Raw genomic sequence first — 16,609 nt, forward strand, 5'->3', positions numbered from 1 at the left:
CTGCATGGCCAACCTTGCCGATCTGTTCAATTCCACTGCCGCGCGTGCGCTTGATGCCCAGGCGTCCGCGCTGGCGGGGGATGCTGGCTGGGGACTGATGGCGCAGGCCGGCCAGGCCGCCTGGCAGTGCCTGCTGCAGCATTGGCCGCAGGCGCAGCGGATTGGCGTGGTGGTTGGCGCGGGCAACAATGGCGGCGATGGCCATGTGCTGGCCCGCCACGCGCTGCAGGCCGGGCGCGAGGTAATGGTGACCGCGCTGCCGGGCAGGCCGCCGTCGACCGCGCTGGCACAGCGTGCGGCGTTGGAATTCAGGTCCGCCGGGGGGCACTTCGTTGATTTTGACGGCGTATTGCCCGCGGCCGATATCTGGGTGGATGCGTTGTTCGGCCTTGGTTTTGACCGCGCGCCTGAGGGGGCGGCGCAGGCGCTGATCGTTGCGCTCAATGCGCAGGTGGCCCCCGTGCTGGCACTGGATGTGCCCAGTGGCGTCGATGCCGACCGCGGCGCTGTACCCGGCGTGGCAGTGCGCGCTGCACTGACCCTGCAGTTCATCGTGGCCCATCGCGGGCTGTATACCGGTGATGCGCTGGACCATTGCGGGCAGAAGGTGCTGGCCCCCCTGCGGTTGCCCGTGGCCGCCTGGCAGGGCGCGGTACCCGCTGCGGAGCGCTGGACCCAGGTGCGCCTGCCGGCCCTGCTGCCGCCGCGCCGCGCAAATACCCACAAGGGGGAATCCGGGCACGTGCTGTGCGTCGGCGGCAACCACGGCAGCGGCGGCGCCATCGCAATGGCGGCCGAAGCCGCTTTGCGCGCAGGTGCCGGGCTGTTGAGCCTGGGCACCCGCCGCGATCACGTTGGTCCGCTGCTGGCCCGGTTGCCCGAGGCGATGACCCATGCGCTGGAAGACGGCGATGCGCTGCCGGCGTTGCTGGACAAGGCGAAGGTGGTGGCGATCGGGCCCGGCCTGGGCCAGGACGAATGGGCACGCGCGTTGTTTGCGCGGGTGCTGGCCAGCGCCAAGCCACTGGTGGTCGATGCCGATGCCCTGAACCTGCTGGCGCAGGATCCGCGTGCCCTGCCCAGCGCCATCCTCACACCGCACCCGGGCGAGGCCGCGCGCCTGCTCGGCTGCAGCACCGCCGATATCCAGGCCGACCGCTACACCTGTGCGCAGGCGCTCGCCGAACGTTTCCATGCGGTGGTGGTGCTGAAGGGGGCCGGCAGCATCGTGGCGGCGCCTGGGCAAACGCCACGGTTGATCGCCGCCGGCAATCCCGGCATGGCCGTGGGTGGCATGGGCGACCTGCTCACCGGCATCATCGCCAGCCTGCGCGCGCAGGGCCTTGCGGCCTTCGATGCCGCCGCCGCGGGCGCGTTGCTGCATGCACTGGCCGGCGACGCGGCTGCCGCTGACGGCGCACGCGGCCTGCTTCCTACTGATCTGCTGGCGCCGCTGCGGCGACTGGCCAACCCGGAACCTTCCCCATGACCGATTTCTTCCTTGCCGACAGCGACGCCACCGAACTGCTCGGGCAGTGGCTGGCGGCCACCCGGCCACCGCAGGCGCTGATCGAACTGCGCGGCGATCTGGGTGCCGGCAAGTCCACCACGGCCCGCGCGCTGCTGCGCGCGCTGGGCGTGCAGGGCGCGATCCGCAGCCCCACCTACACCCTGGTCGAGCGTTATCCGCTGGCCAGTGGTGGTGAGGCGTGGCACCTGGACCTGTACCGCATCGGCCAGGCCGGCGAGCTGGATTTCCTCGGCCTGGACGAGGGCAGTGCGGTGCTGTGGCTGGTCGAATGGCCGGAACGGGGCGCCGGCGCGCTGCCGCCGACCGACCTGGTAGTGGCGTTGGAGATCGAGGGGCAGGGGCGTCGCGCCCGTCTCACCGGGGCGAGCGACGTGGGACATGAATGGCTGAAACGGCTGCCTCAAGGGGGTGACTTGCAGGCCATTTCTGTCGGCTGACGAGAACAAAGACCGGCAGGTTACGGATTATTAAGGAAAAAGGTGTTGCATTCCGTTCAGCGCGGTGATTGAATCCTGAGCCATGCGCCTGGGGAACCGTCTCATCGCCATCTGTGCCACCGTCGGACTGGGTCTGGCGAGCGCCGGTGCGTGGGCGGGCGAAGTCCGCCAGGTCCTGCTGAACACCGGCGCTACCGGCACCCGTGCCGAGATCTCGCTGGTCGGCAGTGGCGGCTACAAGACCTTGTCGCTGGCCGGCCCGAACCGCCTGGTGGTCGATTTCCCCGACTCCAGCGCGATACGCAACCTGAAAATGCCGGCTGCGCAGGGCGTAGTCACGGCGGTGCGTACCGGACAGCCGGTCCCGGGCACTTTCCGTGTCGTTTTCGACCTCGCCGAATCGGTGGCGCCGTTCCGCCCGCAGATGCAGCGCGAAGGCAATGAATCCAAGCTGGTGATCGAATGGCCGGGTGATGGCCCGGCCGTGGCCAGCAGCCGCCCGGCGGCGACGCCGGCCGTGCAGCCGCAGCCATCCGCAGCGGGTGCTTCAGTTGCGCCCACGCCAGCCGAGAACGCGCAGTCGCGCACCGATGCCGCGCGTGCCACGGCCCTGCTGACCGCACAGGTGCAGCAGCAGGCCAGCGCCACCGCGGCTGCACCGGCCACGCCGACCCCGGCACCGACCACCGCGCCGGCCCAGGTCGCTGCGGCAGGTGTCGCGGCCAGCAGCACGCCTTCGTCTTCGCCGGCTGCGATCCTCGCCGGCCAGCGCACCGCTGCGGTGGTGACCACGCCGCCGGCCACGGTTCCCGCACCGGTGCCGACGCCGGCCGAGCCGCCGCGTCCGGCCATGCCCAGCGATGCGTCACGCATCCGCATGCAGGCCGGCATGCGCCACCTGGTGGTGGCGATCGATCCCGGCCACGGTGGCCAGGACCCGGGTGCGATCGGCCCGACCGGAAAGCGCGAGAAGGATGTGACCCTGGCGGTGGCGCGCGAGCTGGCCCGTCAGGTCAACGCTACGCCGGGCCTGAAGGCCTACCTGACGCGCGACAGCGACGTGTTCATTCCGCTGCCGATGCGTGCGCAGAAGGCGCGTGCGAACAAGGCCGACATCTTCATCTCGATCCATGCCGACGCGGCCGAAAACCGTTCGGCCACGGGCTCGTCGGTCTACGTGCTGTCGACCAAGGGCGCTTCTTCGCAGCGCGCCCGTTGGCTGGCGGACAAGGAAAACGCGGCCGACCTGGTCGGCGGCGTGCGCCTGCAGCAGACCGAAGGAACCCTGGCCAACGTGCTGCTGGATCTGGCGCAGAGTGGCTACATGAAGGCGTCTGAAGACGCGGCCGGCCATGTGCTGGGCGGCCTGAAGCGGATCGGCAACAACCACAAGCCGAACATCGAGCGCGCCAACTTTGCAGTGCTGCGCACGTCGGACATGCCGGCGATGCTGGTGGAAACCGCGTTCATCTCCAATCCGGATGAAGAGCGCCGCCTGATGGACCCGGCTTACCAGCGCAAGGTCGCAGGCGCCGTGCTGGATGGCGTGCACACCTTCTTCAGCCGCCAGCCTCCACCGGGCACGTTGTATGCCGCGCGCGCCCAGGCCGAGATCGACGCGGCCGGCACCATGGCTGGCGGCAGCAAGTAACCCGCCGAAGGCGGGTTTCTGCTTTCTGTAGAGTCGAGCCGCGCCTCATGACCGATGGGCGCCCTCCCGATGAACGCATCGCCATGCGCGCGGACCCCGCCGCCGGGCACGCGAGATGATTCATGCCCGGCGGACGACGGGCCGCTCCGCTATCATCGACCCATGAAGTCTGCTGCCCATCCCCTCCCATGAGCGCGCCCGGTCCGCGTCCGATCCGGCCGTTGCCGGACATCCTGATCAACCAGATCGCCGCTGGCGAAGTGGTCGAACGGCCCGCGTCGGTGGTCAAGGAACTGGTCGAGAACGCGATCGATGCCGGCGCCAGCCGTGTCGACATCGATCTGGAAGAGGGCGGCGTACGCCTGATCCGCATCCGCGACAACGGCAGCGGTATCGCGCCCGAACAGTTGCCACTGGCGGTGTCGCGCCATGCGACCAGCAAGATCGCCGATCTGGACGATCTCGAATCGGTGGCCACGCTCGGTTTCCGCGGTGAGGCGCTGCCGTCGATCGCGTCGGTCAGCCGCTTCACCTTGTCCTCGCGCCGCGCGCACGACGAGCACGGTTCGGCACTGCAGATCGAAGGTGGCAAGATCGGCGAGGTGACCCCGCGCGCGCATGCGCCGGGCACCACGGTGGAAGTGCGCGAGCTGTTCTACAACGTGCCGGCGCGGCGCAAGTTCCTGCGCGCCGAGCGCACCGAACTGGGCCATATCGAGGAGTGGCTGCGCTCTCTGGCGTTGGCGCGGCCGGATGTCGAGCTGCGCGTGTCGCACAATGGCAAGGCCTCGCGTCGTTACAAGCCGGGTGACCTGTACTCCGACGCGCGGCTGGCCGAAACGCTGGGCGAGGACTTCGCCAATCAGGCCGTGCGCGTGGACCACAGCGGTGCCGGGCTGCGCCTGCATGGCTGGATCGCGCAGCCGCACTATTCGCGGGCCAGCGCCGATCAGCAGTACCTGTACGTCAACGGCCGTTCGGTGCGTGACCGCAGCGTGGCCCACGCAGTGAAGATGGCCTATGGCGATGTGCTGTACCACGGCCGCCAGCCGGCCTACGTGCTGTTCCTCGAACTGGACCCGACCCGCGTCGATGTCAACGTGCACCCGGCCAAGCACGAGGTGCGCTTCCGCGATTCGCGGCTGGTCCATGATTTCGTCTATCGCACGCTGAAGGATGCGCTGGCCGATACCCGTGCCGGCATGTCGGCGCAGGAGATCGGTGCCGGTCCAGTGCATCCGGCAGATGCTGCGGCTGCCCCCATGGCATCGAGCGCGGGCGCCTCCGGTTTCGGGCTGGTGCGTGGTCCGGCACCCGGTGCCGGCTCCGGCGGAGGCGGAGGCGGCGGATTCTCCGGGTGGCGACCGCAGCAACCGCTGGGACTGCAGGTGGCCGATGCACCGGCCGCCTATGCTGCGCTGTATGCCACGCCGGCCGATGCCGAACGCGGGATGGCACTGCCGCCGATGCCGACCGCGAACGGGTTGCCGGTGACCAGCGCCGACGCGGGCGTGCCGCCCCTGGGCTATGCGATCGCGCAGCTGCATGGCATCTACATCCTGGCCGAGAACGCCGAAGGCCTGATCGTGGTCGACATGCATGCGGCACACGAACGCATCGGCTACGAGCGCCTGAAGAATGCGCACGATGGCATCGGCCTGCAGTCGCAGCCGTTGCTGGTGCCGATCACGCTCGCGGTGGGCGAGCGCGAGGCCGATACCGCCGAAAGCGAAGCCGACACACTGGCGGCGCTCGGTTTCGAGGTGACCCGTGCCGGCCCCGGTTCGCTGCACGTGCGCAGCATTCCGGCACTGCTGGCGCATGCCGAACCGGAAGGGCTGCTGCGCGACGTGCTGACCGACCTGCGCGAGCATGGCCAGAGCCGCCGCGTGGCCAGCGCCCGCGACGAGCTGCTGTCGACCATGGCCTGCCATGGCGCGGTGCGTGCCAACCGGCGCCTGACCGTGCCGGAAATGAACGCGCTGCTGCGCGACATGGAAATCACCGAACGGTCCGGCCAGTGCAACCACGGCCGACCGACCTGGGCCCGTTTTTCGCTGGCGGAGATCGACCGCTGGTTCCTGCGCGGACGTTGAGGGGAGCATCGATGCGTTATCGGGGAGTGGCGGGCCTGCTGGCCGCCGTGTGGTTGGCCGCCTGCAGCCCGGCAGCACCGCCGGCGCCGGCAGTCACTGAAGATCCGGCCTACGCGGCCGCGCAGCAGCAATGGCGTGTGGCGCGCTACCAGGACCTGACCCGGCCCGATGGCTGGACGGCCCTGGTCGGCCTGCACTGGCTGCAGAACAAATCCCACTTCGTTGGCAGCGGCGCCACCAGCGGCATCCGCCTGACGGTTGGCCCGGACAAGCTGGGCCTGCTGCGCCGCGAAGGGACGCAGTGGTGGTTCACGCCTGAGGCCGGTGTCGATGTCAGCCACGACGGCCAGCCGGTGCGCGGTCGCATCCGCGTCGACACCGACAAGGACGCGCAGCCGACGCTGCTGGCCTTCGATGGCGGCAAGGGGCAGCTCAGCATCATCCGCCGGGGGCCGCGCGATGCATTGCGGGTCAAGCACGCCGATGCAGCCGCACGCCGTGATTTCGCCGGCCTGCAGTACTGGCCGGGCGGCGCGGACTGGCAGGTGCAGGCGCGCTTCATCGCGCATCCGCCAGGCAAGACCCTGCCCATCGTCGACATCACGGGCCTGACCACCGAAATGCCCAATGCCGGTGCGGTGGAGTTCGAGCGTGAGGGCCGCAGCTGGCGACTGGAGGCGATCGGTGCGCCGGGGCAGCCACTGTTCCTGATCTTCGCCGACCGCACCAGCGGTCGCGGCAGCTATCCGGCCGGGCGCTATCTGGATACCGACGCCCCCGCCGCAGACGGCACGGTGCGCATCGACTTCAACCATGCCTACAACCCACCATGTGCGTTCACCGCCTACGCAACCTGTCCGCTGGCGCCGCCGGAGAACCGGCTGGACCTGCGCGTGGAAGCGGGCGAGAAGGCCTACCACCTGCCTGAAGGAGAAGGCTGACCATGCCGATCAACGACCTGTTCCGTACCGCATTGCTGCTGCTGGCCTGCGTGATGGCACCGCTGGCTACGGCCCGTGATGCCCCGGCCACCACGGCTGTGGCCGGGACCGCAGCAGCGGCCAAGCCACCGGTACCCCTGTTGTGGAAAGTCACCGGCCCGGGCGATGCACGCGTCTACCTGCTCGGATCGTTCCATCTGCTGAAGCCGCAGGACTATCCACTGTCGCCCGATGTCGAGCAGGCGTTCGAAGCCTCGCAGCGGGTGGTGTTCGAACTGTCGCCGGAAGACATGCAGTCGCCACAGCTGGCCAGCCGCATGGTGCAGGCTGCGACCCGCACCGATGGCAGCGAGCTCAAGCGTGATCTCGATGCTGCAACCTGGCAGAAGCTGCAGGCCTTTGCTGCCGCGAACGCGTTGCCGCTGGCACAGATGCAGGGCATGAAGGCCTGGTTCGTCGGCTTGAGCATTTCGGTCGGGCAGATGCAGAAGCTGGGCCTGGACCCGGCGCTGGGCCTGGACCGCCACTTCATGGAGCGTGCGCAGAAGACCGGCCGCAAGACAGCGGGACTGGAAGACATCGATACCCAGATCGGCATGCTGGACGGGATGACGGTGCAGGAGCAGCGGCAGATGCTGGCCGAAGCGCTGGACCAGGCCGGCAAGGCCGATGAGCAGGCGCGGCTGCTGCATGACGCCTGGCGCCGCGGTGACGAGCGCCTGCTGTGGACCAAGATGGCGGCGGAGATGCGCCAGCAGTATCCGCAGCTGTACCAGCGCATCAACACCGGGCGCAACGATGCCTGGGTGCCGAAGCTGCAGCCGTACCTGCAGGCCGGGCAGGGCGGTACGCTGGTGGTGGTCGGCACGCTGCACCTGCTGGGCAGTGATGGCGTGGTCGAGAAGCTGAAGGCGAAGGGCTACAAGGTCGAGCGCGTGTGCACGGGGTGCAAGGCGAAACGCTGACGCATCGTTGGAGCGGTTCCAGACAAAACGGCGCGCCAGGGGCGCGCCGTTTTCGTATCAGCCGTTGCTGCAGCTCAGCGCCGGGTCTTGCCGCCGGTGCCGGTACCCGGTTCGCCGGGCTTGTTACCGGTGCCGGTTCCCGTTCCCGTTCCGGTGCCGCCCGGGCGCGGGCCACCGAAGCCGCTGCCCATGCTGCGCTGGAATTCCTGCCACAGTTCCAGGTTGCGCTCGGTCAGCTGGTTCATCATCGCCCACGGGGTCTGGCCCAGCAGGTTGCCCATCTGCTGGCGGAACTGCTGCTGCTGGTCGAGGAACACCTGCATGCTGCGCTCCAGGTAGTTGCCCATGAAGCCCTGCAGGGAATCGCCGTAGAAGCGGATCAGCTGGCTCAGCAGCTGGGTGGACAGCATCGGTTCGCCGTCCTGTTCCTGGTCGGCAATGATCTGCAACAGGACCGAACGGGTGAGGTCGTCGCCGCTCTTGGCATCGCGGACTTCGAAGTCTTCACCGTCCAGTATCAGCTGGCGCACGTCCTCGATGGTGATGTAGCTGGAGATCTCGGTGTCGTAGAGACGGCGGTTCGGATACTTCTTGATGATGCGGGTCGCAGCCATGAAGCGGTACTCGTCACAGTAGACGCGCAGCATGGCGCAGTGCAGCAGCGGTTGCAACCGCCCCAGCCCCCGCCAGGCTTGGCTTTCAGGGGCCATCATGTTGCGCAACAAGGGTTTGCGTGCTGCGCAGCATGACCATCGGCAGGGGCCGCCGGCGCTTGCCGCAGCGACCCCGTGCGCGGCTTACCAGCCCATGTGGTGGCCGCCGTTGATGTCCAGGTTGCTGCCGGTGATCCATGAGGCCTCTTCGGCCACCAGGAAGGACACGCCATAGGCGATTTCCTCCGGCTTGCCGAGGCGCCCGGTGGGGATGTCGGCGATGATCTTGGCGCGCACGTCCTCCGGAACCGCCATCACCATATCGGTGGCGACGTAGCCGGGCGAAATGGTGTTCACGGTGATGCCGAAGCCGGCGTTCTCGCGGGCCAGCGAGATGGTGAAGCCGTGCATGCCGGCCTTGGCCGCGGCGTAGTTGGCCTGGCCGTACTGGCCCTTCAGGCCGTTGATCGAGCTGATCTGGATGACCCGGCCCCAGCCGCGGCGGCGCATGCCCTCGATGACCGGCCGGGTGACGTTGAACACCGAGTTGAGGTTGGTGTTGATCACATCGTGCCACTGGTCCGCGCGCATGCGGTGGAACGTCGTGTCGCGGGTGATGCCGGCGTTGTTGACCAGGATCTCGACCGGGCCCAGCTCGGCCTCGACCGCGCGCACCAGCGCCTCGGCGCTGTCCGGATCGGAGACATCGCCCGGGAAGATCGACACGCTGTAGCCGCGCTCGGTCATCGCCTGCTGCCAGGCGCGGGCCTTGGCCTCGTCGCGGTAATTGGTGGCGACCCGGTGGCCCTGGTCGGCCAGGCGTTGGCAGATGGCGGTACCGATGCCGCCGGTTCCGCCGGTGACCAGTGCGACGCGAGATGTCATGGAATGCTGTCCGGGAGTCAGGTGGGGGAAAGGGGATTCTGCAACATCGGCGCGGAAAGTGCGCCGGCCGGCAACAGGATGTCGGCACGCGGGAGCTGGGCGGGGTCGAAGGCCCGTTGCGCAGCGTCCAGCAGCGCATCCCGGTCATCGGCGCCGTCCAGTGCGGCAGGAGCCTGGCCCAGCAACTGCCAGAGTGCGCGCAGTACCGGCACCGGCCGCGAGCTGTCCACCGGCAGCGACGCCAGCGACTTGGACAGCTTGTGGCCCGGGGCATCGAGCAGCAGCGGCAGATGCCAGTAGCGCGGCACTGCCAGGCCCAGCGCCTGCTGCAGCAGGATCTGCCGCGCCGTGGAATCGAGCAGGTCGGCGCCGCGCACCACTTCAGTCACGCCCTGCGCGGCGTCATCAACCACCACGGCCAACTGGTAGGCCCAGCAGCCGTCGGCACGGCGCAGTACGAAGTCGCCGACCTCGGCATGCACGTCCTGCTGCTGCGGGCCACGCAGGCCATCGTCGAAGCGGAGCACGCTGCCGGGCGGTACGCGGAAGCGGACGGCAGGGTCCGGTCGTGGCTGCCGCGCGACGCAGCGGTGGTGAATGCCGCCGCTGGCGGCCAGCTCACTGCGGCTGCAGTGGCAGGTGAAGGCCAGGTCGCTGGCCAGCAACACGTCCAGCGCGGCCTGGTAGGCCTCGCCACGGTTGCTCTGCCACAGGACCGGGCCGTCGTGGACAAGGCCGAAGGCGGCCAGTGCCTGCAGTTGTGACGCCGCGGCTCCAGGCACCGTGCGCGGCGGATCGACGTCTTCGACGCGCAGCCGCCACAGGCCGCCATGATGGCGGGCAAGCAGCCAGCTGCCGAAGGCGGCAAGCAGGGATCCGGGGTGGAGCAGGCCGGTCGGCGAGGGCGCGAAGCGGCCGCAGGGAACAATGGCGGTCATGCAGGCTGAATCGTCGGTCAGGTTGGCGCTTGAATTCAAGCTGAGCGCACCGCAAATTGACGGATATCGACCCCTTCCGAGCCGGATTTTCCCATGTTCACCCGTATTGCCCTGTTCCTGGCGACCAACCTCGCGGTCCTGATCCTCGCCGGCATCGTCATGTCGATCCTGGGCGTGGACTCGCGTTCGATGAGCGGCCTGCTGGTCATGGCCGGCATCTTCGGTTTCGGTGGCTCCTTCATCTCGCTGCTGCTGTCCAAGTGGATGGCCAAGCGCTCCACGGGCGCGGTGGTGATCACCGAGCCGCGCAACCAGACCGAGCGCTGGCTGCTGGCCACGGTCGAGCGCCAGGCCAAGGCGGCCGGCATCGGCATGCCGGAAGTGGCGGTCTATGACGGCCCGGAGATCAACGCCTTCGCTACCGGTGCCAACCGCAACAACGCGCTGGTGGCGGTGTCCACCGGGCTGCTGCACAACATGAGCGAAGACGAGGCCGAGGCGGTGCTGGGCCACGAAATCGCCCACGTCGCCAACGGTGACATGATCACCATGGCGCTGCTGCAGGGCGTGCTGAACACCTTCGTGATCGTGCTGGCCCGCGTGGTCGGCGGCATCATCGACAGCGCGCTGTCCGGCAACCGCGAAGGCGGCGGCCGCGGTTTCGCCTACTTCATCATCGTGTTCGTGCTGGAGATGGTGTTCGGCCTGTTCGCGACGATGATCTCGATGTGGTTCTCGCGCCACCGCGAGTTCCGTGCGGACGCCGGTGGTGCGTCGCTGGCCGGTCGCCAGAAGATGATCGCCGCGCTGGAGCGCCTGCAGCTCAACCATGGCCAGAGCACGCTGCCGACCCAGATCGCGGCGTTCGGCATCGCCGGTTCGACGGCGAAGAAGCTGTTCATGAGCCACCCGCCGCTGGAAGAGCGCATCGCCGCGCTGCGGGCATCGACGGCGGCGTAAGCCTCCGCGTCCCCGGTAGTGCAGGAACGCCCGGCCTCGCGCCGGGCGTTTTTGTTTGCGCGGTGCATTGCTGATGCCGGATCGTGCCCGGCGGATCGTTTCCGCGCCTGCGGGGAGGTGTCACTTTCTTTGCTCGTGCAAAGAAAGTAACCAAAGAAACACGCCGCCGTCCGCGAGCCGACGTGCTGCGCACGCCGGTACCCTGCGCTCCTCGGCCCGTCGAGGGACGGTGCGGGAACTCGCTGCGCTCAGACACCCGCACCTCTTCGCCCTCGCCGGACCTGCGGTGCTCGGCTCGCTCAAGGCGGACCCAAGGTCAAATGCCACAGCGGCACCCGGTTGATCCACGCCATGCGTGGATGCTGTTGCCGTTGATCTTGATCCTCCAGTCCGCCTTGAGCGAGCCGAGCATCGCAGGGGAATCAGGGGCGAAGAGGCGCCGGTGTTTGAGCGCAGCGAGTTCGGCGCCGTCCCCTGATTCGCCGAGAAGCGCAGGGCACCGGCGTGCGCAGCACGTCGGCTCGCGGACGGCGGAGCGTTTCTTTGGTTACTTTCTTTGCGCGCAAAGAAAGTGACACCCCTCCGCGGTCGCGGAAATGATCCCCAGGCATCGCCTGGCGCGCCAATGCGTCGGCGCACAAACGAAAACGGCACCCTCGCAGATGCCGTTTCAGTGAACCGCGTTACACGGGACCTCAGAACTTCGCGTCGAACTCCGCTGCGTAGCCGGTGTTCACCAGCACCTTCTGCAGCGACTCGGCCACCTTCAGGTTGCCGGCCACGATCTGGTGGGTCTCCGGGCCACGGTTGTCCATGCGCCCCAGGGTCGCGCCCTTGAAGTCGCAGACCTTGCCGCCGGCCTCGCGGACCAGCAGCAGGCCGGCAGCGATGTCCCACGCCTTCACGCCGGCTTCGAAGTAGGCATCGGCACGGCCACAGGCCACGTAGGCCAGGTCCAGCGCCGCCGAACCGGTGCGGCGGATGTCCTCGCCGTGCACCAGCAGGGCGTCGACCGCCTTCAGCTGGGCGCTGGCCCGGGCGCGCTCGCGCGGGGCGAAGCCGGTGTGGATCATCGTGCCTTCCAGGTCCTTGCGGTCGGCCACGCGGATGCGGCGGTCGTTCAGCACGGCGCCCGCGCCACGGCTGGCGGTGAACAGTTCATTGCGCAGCGGGTCGAAGATGACCGCGTCGGTCGGCTCGCCGTTCTCGACCAGGGCGATCGACACGCAGTAGTGCGGCACGCCGCGCAGGTAGTTGCTGGTGCCGTCCAGCGGGTCGATGACCCACATCTGGCGGCGCTCGCCCTGCACGCCACCTTCTTCACCGAAGATGCCGTAGTCCGGGTAAGCGCGCTTGAGTTCCTTGACGATGACCTTTTCCGCGTCCGCATCCACTTCGCTGGCGTAGTCCATCCGGCCCTTCTGCACCACGTTCAGTGCCTCGAGCTTGTTGATGTTGCGCAACAGGACGTTGCCGGCGAGGCGGGCGGCCTTGACCATGACGGTTACGGCGGGTTTCTGCATGGCGTGGGCTCCCGGAAAGGCAGAAGAGATGGACTGGCGGGGGAAAAGAGCGGGTCCGGCGCAGTGGCCGGCCGCAGAGTTTACCATTGGTCATCGTCCAGCTCGACCTTTTCCCTGTTCATGTCCCAGTTTCCCGCCGCCAACCGCCTCCGATTCGTCCTGGTCGGTACCCAGCACCCCGGCAACATGGGGGCCGCCGCCCGTGCCCTGAAGACCATGGGCCTGGCCCGCCTGGTGCTGGTCGCACCCGAAAAACCGCTGGACGAGGAGGCCTTCCGCCGCTCGGCCGGTGCCGAAGACGTGCTGGGGGACGCCCCGGTGGTGGCCACCCTGGCCGAGGCCGTGGCCGATTGCCGCCTGGTGCTGGGCTGTACCGCCCGTGCCCGCCGCGTGCAGCTGGAAGAGTACCTGCCGGCCGATGCCGCCGCCCGAGCGGTGGCCAAGGCGGGCGAGGGTGCTGAGGTGGCGCTGGTGTTTGGCCGTGAGCGCACTGGCCTGACCAACGAGGAACTGCAGCTCTGCCATGCGGCAGTGCATATTCCGTCCGACCCGGAGTTCAGCTCGCTCAACCTGGCTGCCGCGGTGCAGGTGCTGGCCTATGAAACGCGCATGCAGCTGCTGGGCGCGCAGCCGGCCGCCGACGCCGAGCCGGGCTTCCGCGAACAGGCGGCCAGCCATGAGCAGATGGAGAGCTTCTTCGCCCAGCTCGGCGACACCCTGGATGAGATCGATTTCCACAAGGGCCGCGCACCGGAATCGGCGATGCGCAAGCTGCGCCGCCTGTTCCTGCGCAGCGAGCCGAGCGAGCAGGAAGTGCGCCTGTTGCGAGGCATCCTCGCCGACACCCAGCGCATGGCGCGACTGGCACAAGCGGGCAACAAGGACAGCTGACGACGTTCTCATTTTTTCGGGTAGTCTGTCTGGATACCCAGGGGGGATGAAGCCTGTGTCGGGTCTGCGAAGGGCAGTGCAGAGGGGACTGCTGAGCCTGGTCATGATCCTGCTGGCCGGGACGGTGCATGCAGCACCGGACCCGGTGCTGGTGCTGGGCCGGATCAGTGATGATCCGAAGGCCCATTACGAGCAGCTGCAACCGTTGCTGGACTATGTGGTGGCGCGCATGCACGGCGTCGGCATCAAGGAAGGGCGGATCCTGATGGCACGCGATCCACAGCAGATGGCCAGCTATCTGCGGCGGGGGCGGGTCGACTGGGTCACGGAAACGTCGGGGACGGCGGTGGCACTGGGCCAGCGCAGTGGTGCGCGGCCGCTGCTGCTGACCGAGCGCAACGGCGTGCGTGAATACCAGAGCGTGTTCTTCGTGCGCCGCGACAGTCCGATCCAGCGGATCCAGGACCTGCGCGGGCATCGCCTTGCCCTGCAGAACACGGCGTCCACCAGTGCCTACCTGGTGCCGGTGATGACGCTGCTGCAGGAGGGGCTGGCGCCGCAGATCCTGGCCGGCGTGTGGGACGTACCGGGCCGGGACAGCGTGGGGTATGTGTTCGCGCGTAGCGAGTTGAACATCGCCACGTTCGTGCACAAGGGCGTGGTCGAAGTGGGGGCGGTGAGCAGCGTGGACTGGAACGACGAGCGACGGGTGCCGGCGGCATTCCGGCGTGACTTCCGCGAGCTGCTGCGTACCGAACCTTACCCGCGGGCGGTGGAAATGGTGCGCGCCGACCTCGACCCGCGGGTGCGCGACCGGCTGCAGGAAGTCCTGCTGCAGGCGGCCAGCGACCCTCAGGCACAGGGGGCATTGCATCGGTTTTTCGGCACTTCCGGTTTCCACCGCGTCGATGCGCATGCGCAGCAGCGGCTGGATGAATTGAAACAAGGATTGACGCGCGTGCGGATGGAAGTGGAATGAAGTGGCTCGGCTCGGGAATGCAGGCCCGGTTCCTGCTCGCGATGGGCGGGGCAATGGTCGTGGTGGTGGCGATCCTGGCGGTGTTGCTGGGACGGCAGGCGGCGATGCAGGGCGAGGTGCGCAACCTCAGTGGTGGCGTCATCCATGAACTGTTCGATCGCAGCGTGCGCAGCCGCGGCGAGGCGATGGCGCGTGAGCTGTCCGACGCGCTGGCCAACCCGTTGTACTACCGCGACCTCGACCAGGTCGGTGCGCTGGTACGCAGCACCGCACGGCAGCCGGTCGTACGCTACGTGCTGGTGTTCGACGAACGTGGCCGGCTGGTGCATGACGGCTCGATCGAGGTGTCCGGCTTCGGCCAGCCGATGGCCGACCCGCTGGCTCCGAAGGCCGCAGTGGCGCAGGCGCTGCTGGTGCAGGAATCGCCCAAGGTGCTCGACAACACCATGCCGATCATGGTCGGCAACCAGCGCATCGGCGGCGTCCGCGTCGGCATGGCGCTGGACGAGGTGCAGCAGCGCGAACAGGCTGCCAATGCCACGCTCGGCGAGCGCCTGCAGCAGGTCGGCAGCCGCCACCTGGGCTGGCTGCTGCTGATGCTGGGCCTGCTGGTGGTGATCGGCGTGGTGGTGATCCTGTACGTGCAGCGCACCCTGGTTGCGCCGATCCGTGATCTTGCCGCCGCGGCGCGCCGCATCGAGGCCGGCGACTACCAGGCGCCGCTGGCCGAGAACACCCGCGACGACGAGGTCGGCGAGCTGGTGCGCGGCTTCGTCCGCATGCGCGATGCCATCGCCCGCCATGACCGCGAGGTGCGGCGCATGGCCTATACCGACGCACTGACCGGGCTGACCAACCGCCTGGCGTTCCGGGAAGCCCTGGACCATCGCCTGATGGCTGCGCGCGCATCCAATCATCGGCTGGGCCTGCTGTTCGCCGATATCGACGATTTCAAGCGGGTCAATGACACCCTCGGCCATGAGGCCGGTGACGAAGCGCTGCTGCAGTTCGCGCAGCGCATTGGTCGCGCGGTCACCGAAGCAGGGGGCGACGAGGCCCTGCTGGCCCGCTTCGGCGGCGACGAATTCGTGATCCTGGTCGGTGATGGCGACGTGGCCGCGAACGCGCGGCTGCTGGCCGAGGTGCTGGTGCGCGAGCTGGGCAAGCCGCTGGTGGTGCAGGGCAGGGAGCTGTTCCTGGGGACCTCGATCGGCGTGACCCTGTTCCCGGACGATGCCGCTGATGCGACCACGCTGCTGAAGAACGGCGACATCGCCATGTACCAGGCGAAGATGGCCGGCAAGAACTGCTATCGCTACTACAGCCGGGCGATGGACCATGCGGTCGAGCGCCGCGTGCACATGGAGCAGGAGCTGCGTGGGGCCTGGGAGCGCGGCGAGCTGCGCCTGGCCTACCAGCCGATCTTCCGCATGCGCGACCGCCGCATGGTCGGCGTCGAAGTGCTGCTGCGCTGGCAGCATCCGACCCTGGGTACGATTCCGCCGTCGGTGTTCATCGAAGTGGCCGAGCAGAGTGGGCTGATCGAGATCATCGGCCCGAAGGTGCTGCGTGCGGCCTGCATGGAAGCCTCGCAGTGGCCCAGGGGGGCGGGCGGCGATGATCTGTTCGTGTCGGTGAACGTGTCGCCGCGGCAGTTGCGCGGCGGCGAGCTGCCGGCATTGGTTGCGCAGTGCCTGCACGAGTCCGGGCTGCCGGCCTCGCGTCTGCACCTGGAGCTGACCGAAACCGCAGTGATCGGCGACGAAATGGTTGCCGCGCAGCTGCTGGACAAGCTGCACCGCACCGGCGTGAAGGTCTGGCTGGACGATTTCGGCACCGGCTTCTCCGGTCTCAGCCACCTGCGCCAGGTGCCGGTGGACGGCGTGAAGATCGACAAGAGCTTCGTTGCCGACATGCAGCGCGACCCCGACGACCTTGCGCTGACCACCGCGATCATCGCCATGGCCCACGCGCTGGGCATCACGGTGGTGGCCGAGGGCATCGAGCAGCAGGCGCAGTACGAGCTGCTGGCCCAGCGCGGCTGCGACCTCGGCCAGGGCTACTGGCTGAGCCACCCGGTGACCGCCACCGAAGTGGTGCGGATGATCGAGTCGGGCCTCTGACGGTAGATCACGCCACGCGTGGATGAGCCGTCCTAG

The 16,609-nt window shown here is 68.4% G+C and carries 14 protein-coding genes; 10 read left to right on the top strand and 4 right to left on the bottom strand.

The genetic code is table 11. From position 1 onward, the window contains the following. The first annotated feature begins 4 nt into the window (after positions 1-4). From B9Y64_RS10380 to B9Y64_RS10405, 6 genes are all read left to right on the top strand, one after another. A complete protein-coding gene (locus B9Y64_RS10380) occupies positions 5-1,489 on the top strand; it encodes an NAD(P)H-hydrate dehydratase (RefSeq protein WP_100440578.1) in 1,485 nt (494 codons plus the stop codon). After that, entirely contained in the window at positions 1,486-1,968 is a 483-nt protein-coding gene (gene tsaE / locus B9Y64_RS10385; protein WP_100440579.1) for a tRNA (adenosine(37)-N6)-threonylcarbamoyltransferase complex ATPase subunit type 1 TsaE, read from the top strand. Before B9Y64_RS10380 ends, tsaE begins: the two co-directional genes overlap by 4 nt. An 82-nt stretch (positions 1,969-2,050) precedes the next feature. Continuing rightward, complete coding sequence (locus tag B9Y64_RS10390) at positions 2,051-3,619, top strand: N-acetylmuramoyl-L-alanine amidase (RefSeq protein WP_100440580.1); 1,569 nt, start codon at positions 2,051-2,053, stop codon at positions 3,617-3,619. 188 nt (positions 3,620-3,807) lie between these two features. Continuing rightward, positions 3,808-5,715 (top strand): DNA mismatch repair endonuclease MutL, encoded by a 1,908-nt coding sequence (gene mutL, locus B9Y64_RS10395; protein WP_100440581.1) that lies wholly within the window; start codon positions 3,808-3,810, stop codon positions 5,713-5,715. Between the two features lie 11 nt (positions 5,716-5,726). Beyond that, on the top strand, positions 5,727-6,656 hold the full coding sequence (locus B9Y64_RS10400) for a DUF1684 domain-containing protein (protein WP_100440582.1): 930 nt from the start codon (positions 5,727-5,729) through the stop codon (positions 6,654-6,656). Positions 6,657-6,658: 2 nt separating this feature from the next. Continuing rightward, the gene (locus B9Y64_RS10405) at positions 6,659-7,621 is read left to right on the top strand and encodes a TraB/GumN family protein (protein ID WP_100440583.1); all 963 of its coding nucleotides are present in this window, start codon (positions 6,659-6,661) and stop codon (positions 7,619-7,621) included. A 74-nt stretch (positions 7,622-7,695) separates the two neighbouring features. Here B9Y64_RS10405 and phaR read toward each other — a convergent pair whose 3' ends face one another. From phaR to gluQRS, 3 genes are all read right to left on the bottom strand, one after another. Continuing rightward, the gene (gene phaR, locus B9Y64_RS10410) at positions 7,696-8,235 is read right to left on the bottom strand and encodes a polyhydroxyalkanoate synthesis repressor PhaR (protein ID WP_100440712.1); all 540 of its coding nucleotides are present in this window, start codon (positions 8,233-8,235) and stop codon (positions 7,696-7,698) included. 183 nt (positions 8,236-8,418) lie between these two features. Further along, complete coding sequence (locus B9Y64_RS10415; protein ID WP_014037880.1) at positions 8,419-9,159, bottom strand: beta-ketoacyl-ACP reductase; 741 nt, start codon at positions 9,157-9,159, stop codon at positions 8,419-8,421. A gap of 17 nt (positions 9,160-9,176) precedes the next feature. Beyond that, a complete protein-coding gene (gene gluQRS, locus B9Y64_RS10420) occupies positions 9,177-10,097 on the bottom strand; it encodes a tRNA glutamyl-Q(34) synthetase GluQRS (RefSeq protein WP_100440584.1) in 921 nt (306 codons plus the stop codon). A gap of 93 nt (positions 10,098-10,190) precedes the next feature. On the opposite strand from gluQRS, the gene htpX reads away from it, so the two are divergent. Beyond that, on the top strand, positions 10,191-11,057 hold the full coding sequence (gene htpX / locus B9Y64_RS10425) for a protease HtpX (RefSeq protein WP_100440585.1): 867 nt from the start codon (positions 10,191-10,193) through the stop codon (positions 11,055-11,057). A gap of 695 nt (positions 11,058-11,752) precedes the next feature. Here the strand turns inward: htpX and B9Y64_RS10430 are convergent. After that, the gene (locus B9Y64_RS10430; protein WP_100440586.1) at positions 11,753-12,580 is read right to left on the bottom strand and encodes an inositol monophosphatase family protein; all 828 of its coding nucleotides are present in this window, start codon (positions 12,578-12,580) and stop codon (positions 11,753-11,755) included. A gap of 120 nt (positions 12,581-12,700) precedes the next feature. On the opposite strand from B9Y64_RS10430, the gene B9Y64_RS10435 reads away from it, so the two are divergent. The 3 genes from B9Y64_RS10435 to B9Y64_RS10445 all read left to right on the top strand — a co-directional run bounded on the left by B9Y64_RS10435 (position 12,701) and on the right by B9Y64_RS10445 (position 16,573). Further along, on the top strand, positions 12,701-13,471 hold the full coding sequence (locus B9Y64_RS10435; RefSeq protein ID WP_100440587.1) for an RNA methyltransferase: 771 nt from the start codon (positions 12,701-12,703) through the stop codon (positions 13,469-13,471). Between the two features lie 103 nt (positions 13,472-13,574). After that, complete coding sequence (locus B9Y64_RS10440; protein WP_428993243.1) at positions 13,575-14,450, top strand: phosphate/phosphite/phosphonate ABC transporter substrate-binding protein; 876 nt, start codon at positions 13,575-13,577, stop codon at positions 14,448-14,450. Beyond that, positions 14,447-16,573, top strand: a complete 2,127-nt coding sequence (locus B9Y64_RS10445) for a putative bifunctional diguanylate cyclase/phosphodiesterase (RefSeq protein ID WP_100440589.1) — start codon at positions 14,447-14,449, stop codon at positions 16,571-16,573. Before B9Y64_RS10440 ends, B9Y64_RS10445 begins: the two co-directional genes overlap by 4 nt. Positions 16,574-16,609 lie beyond the last annotated feature (36 nt).

The sequence above is a fragment of the Stenotrophomonas maltophilia genome (genome assembly GCF_002799245.1).
GTDB classification, from domain to species: Bacteria; Pseudomonadota; Gammaproteobacteria; order Xanthomonadales; family Xanthomonadaceae; genus Stenotrophomonas; species Stenotrophomonas maltophilia_S.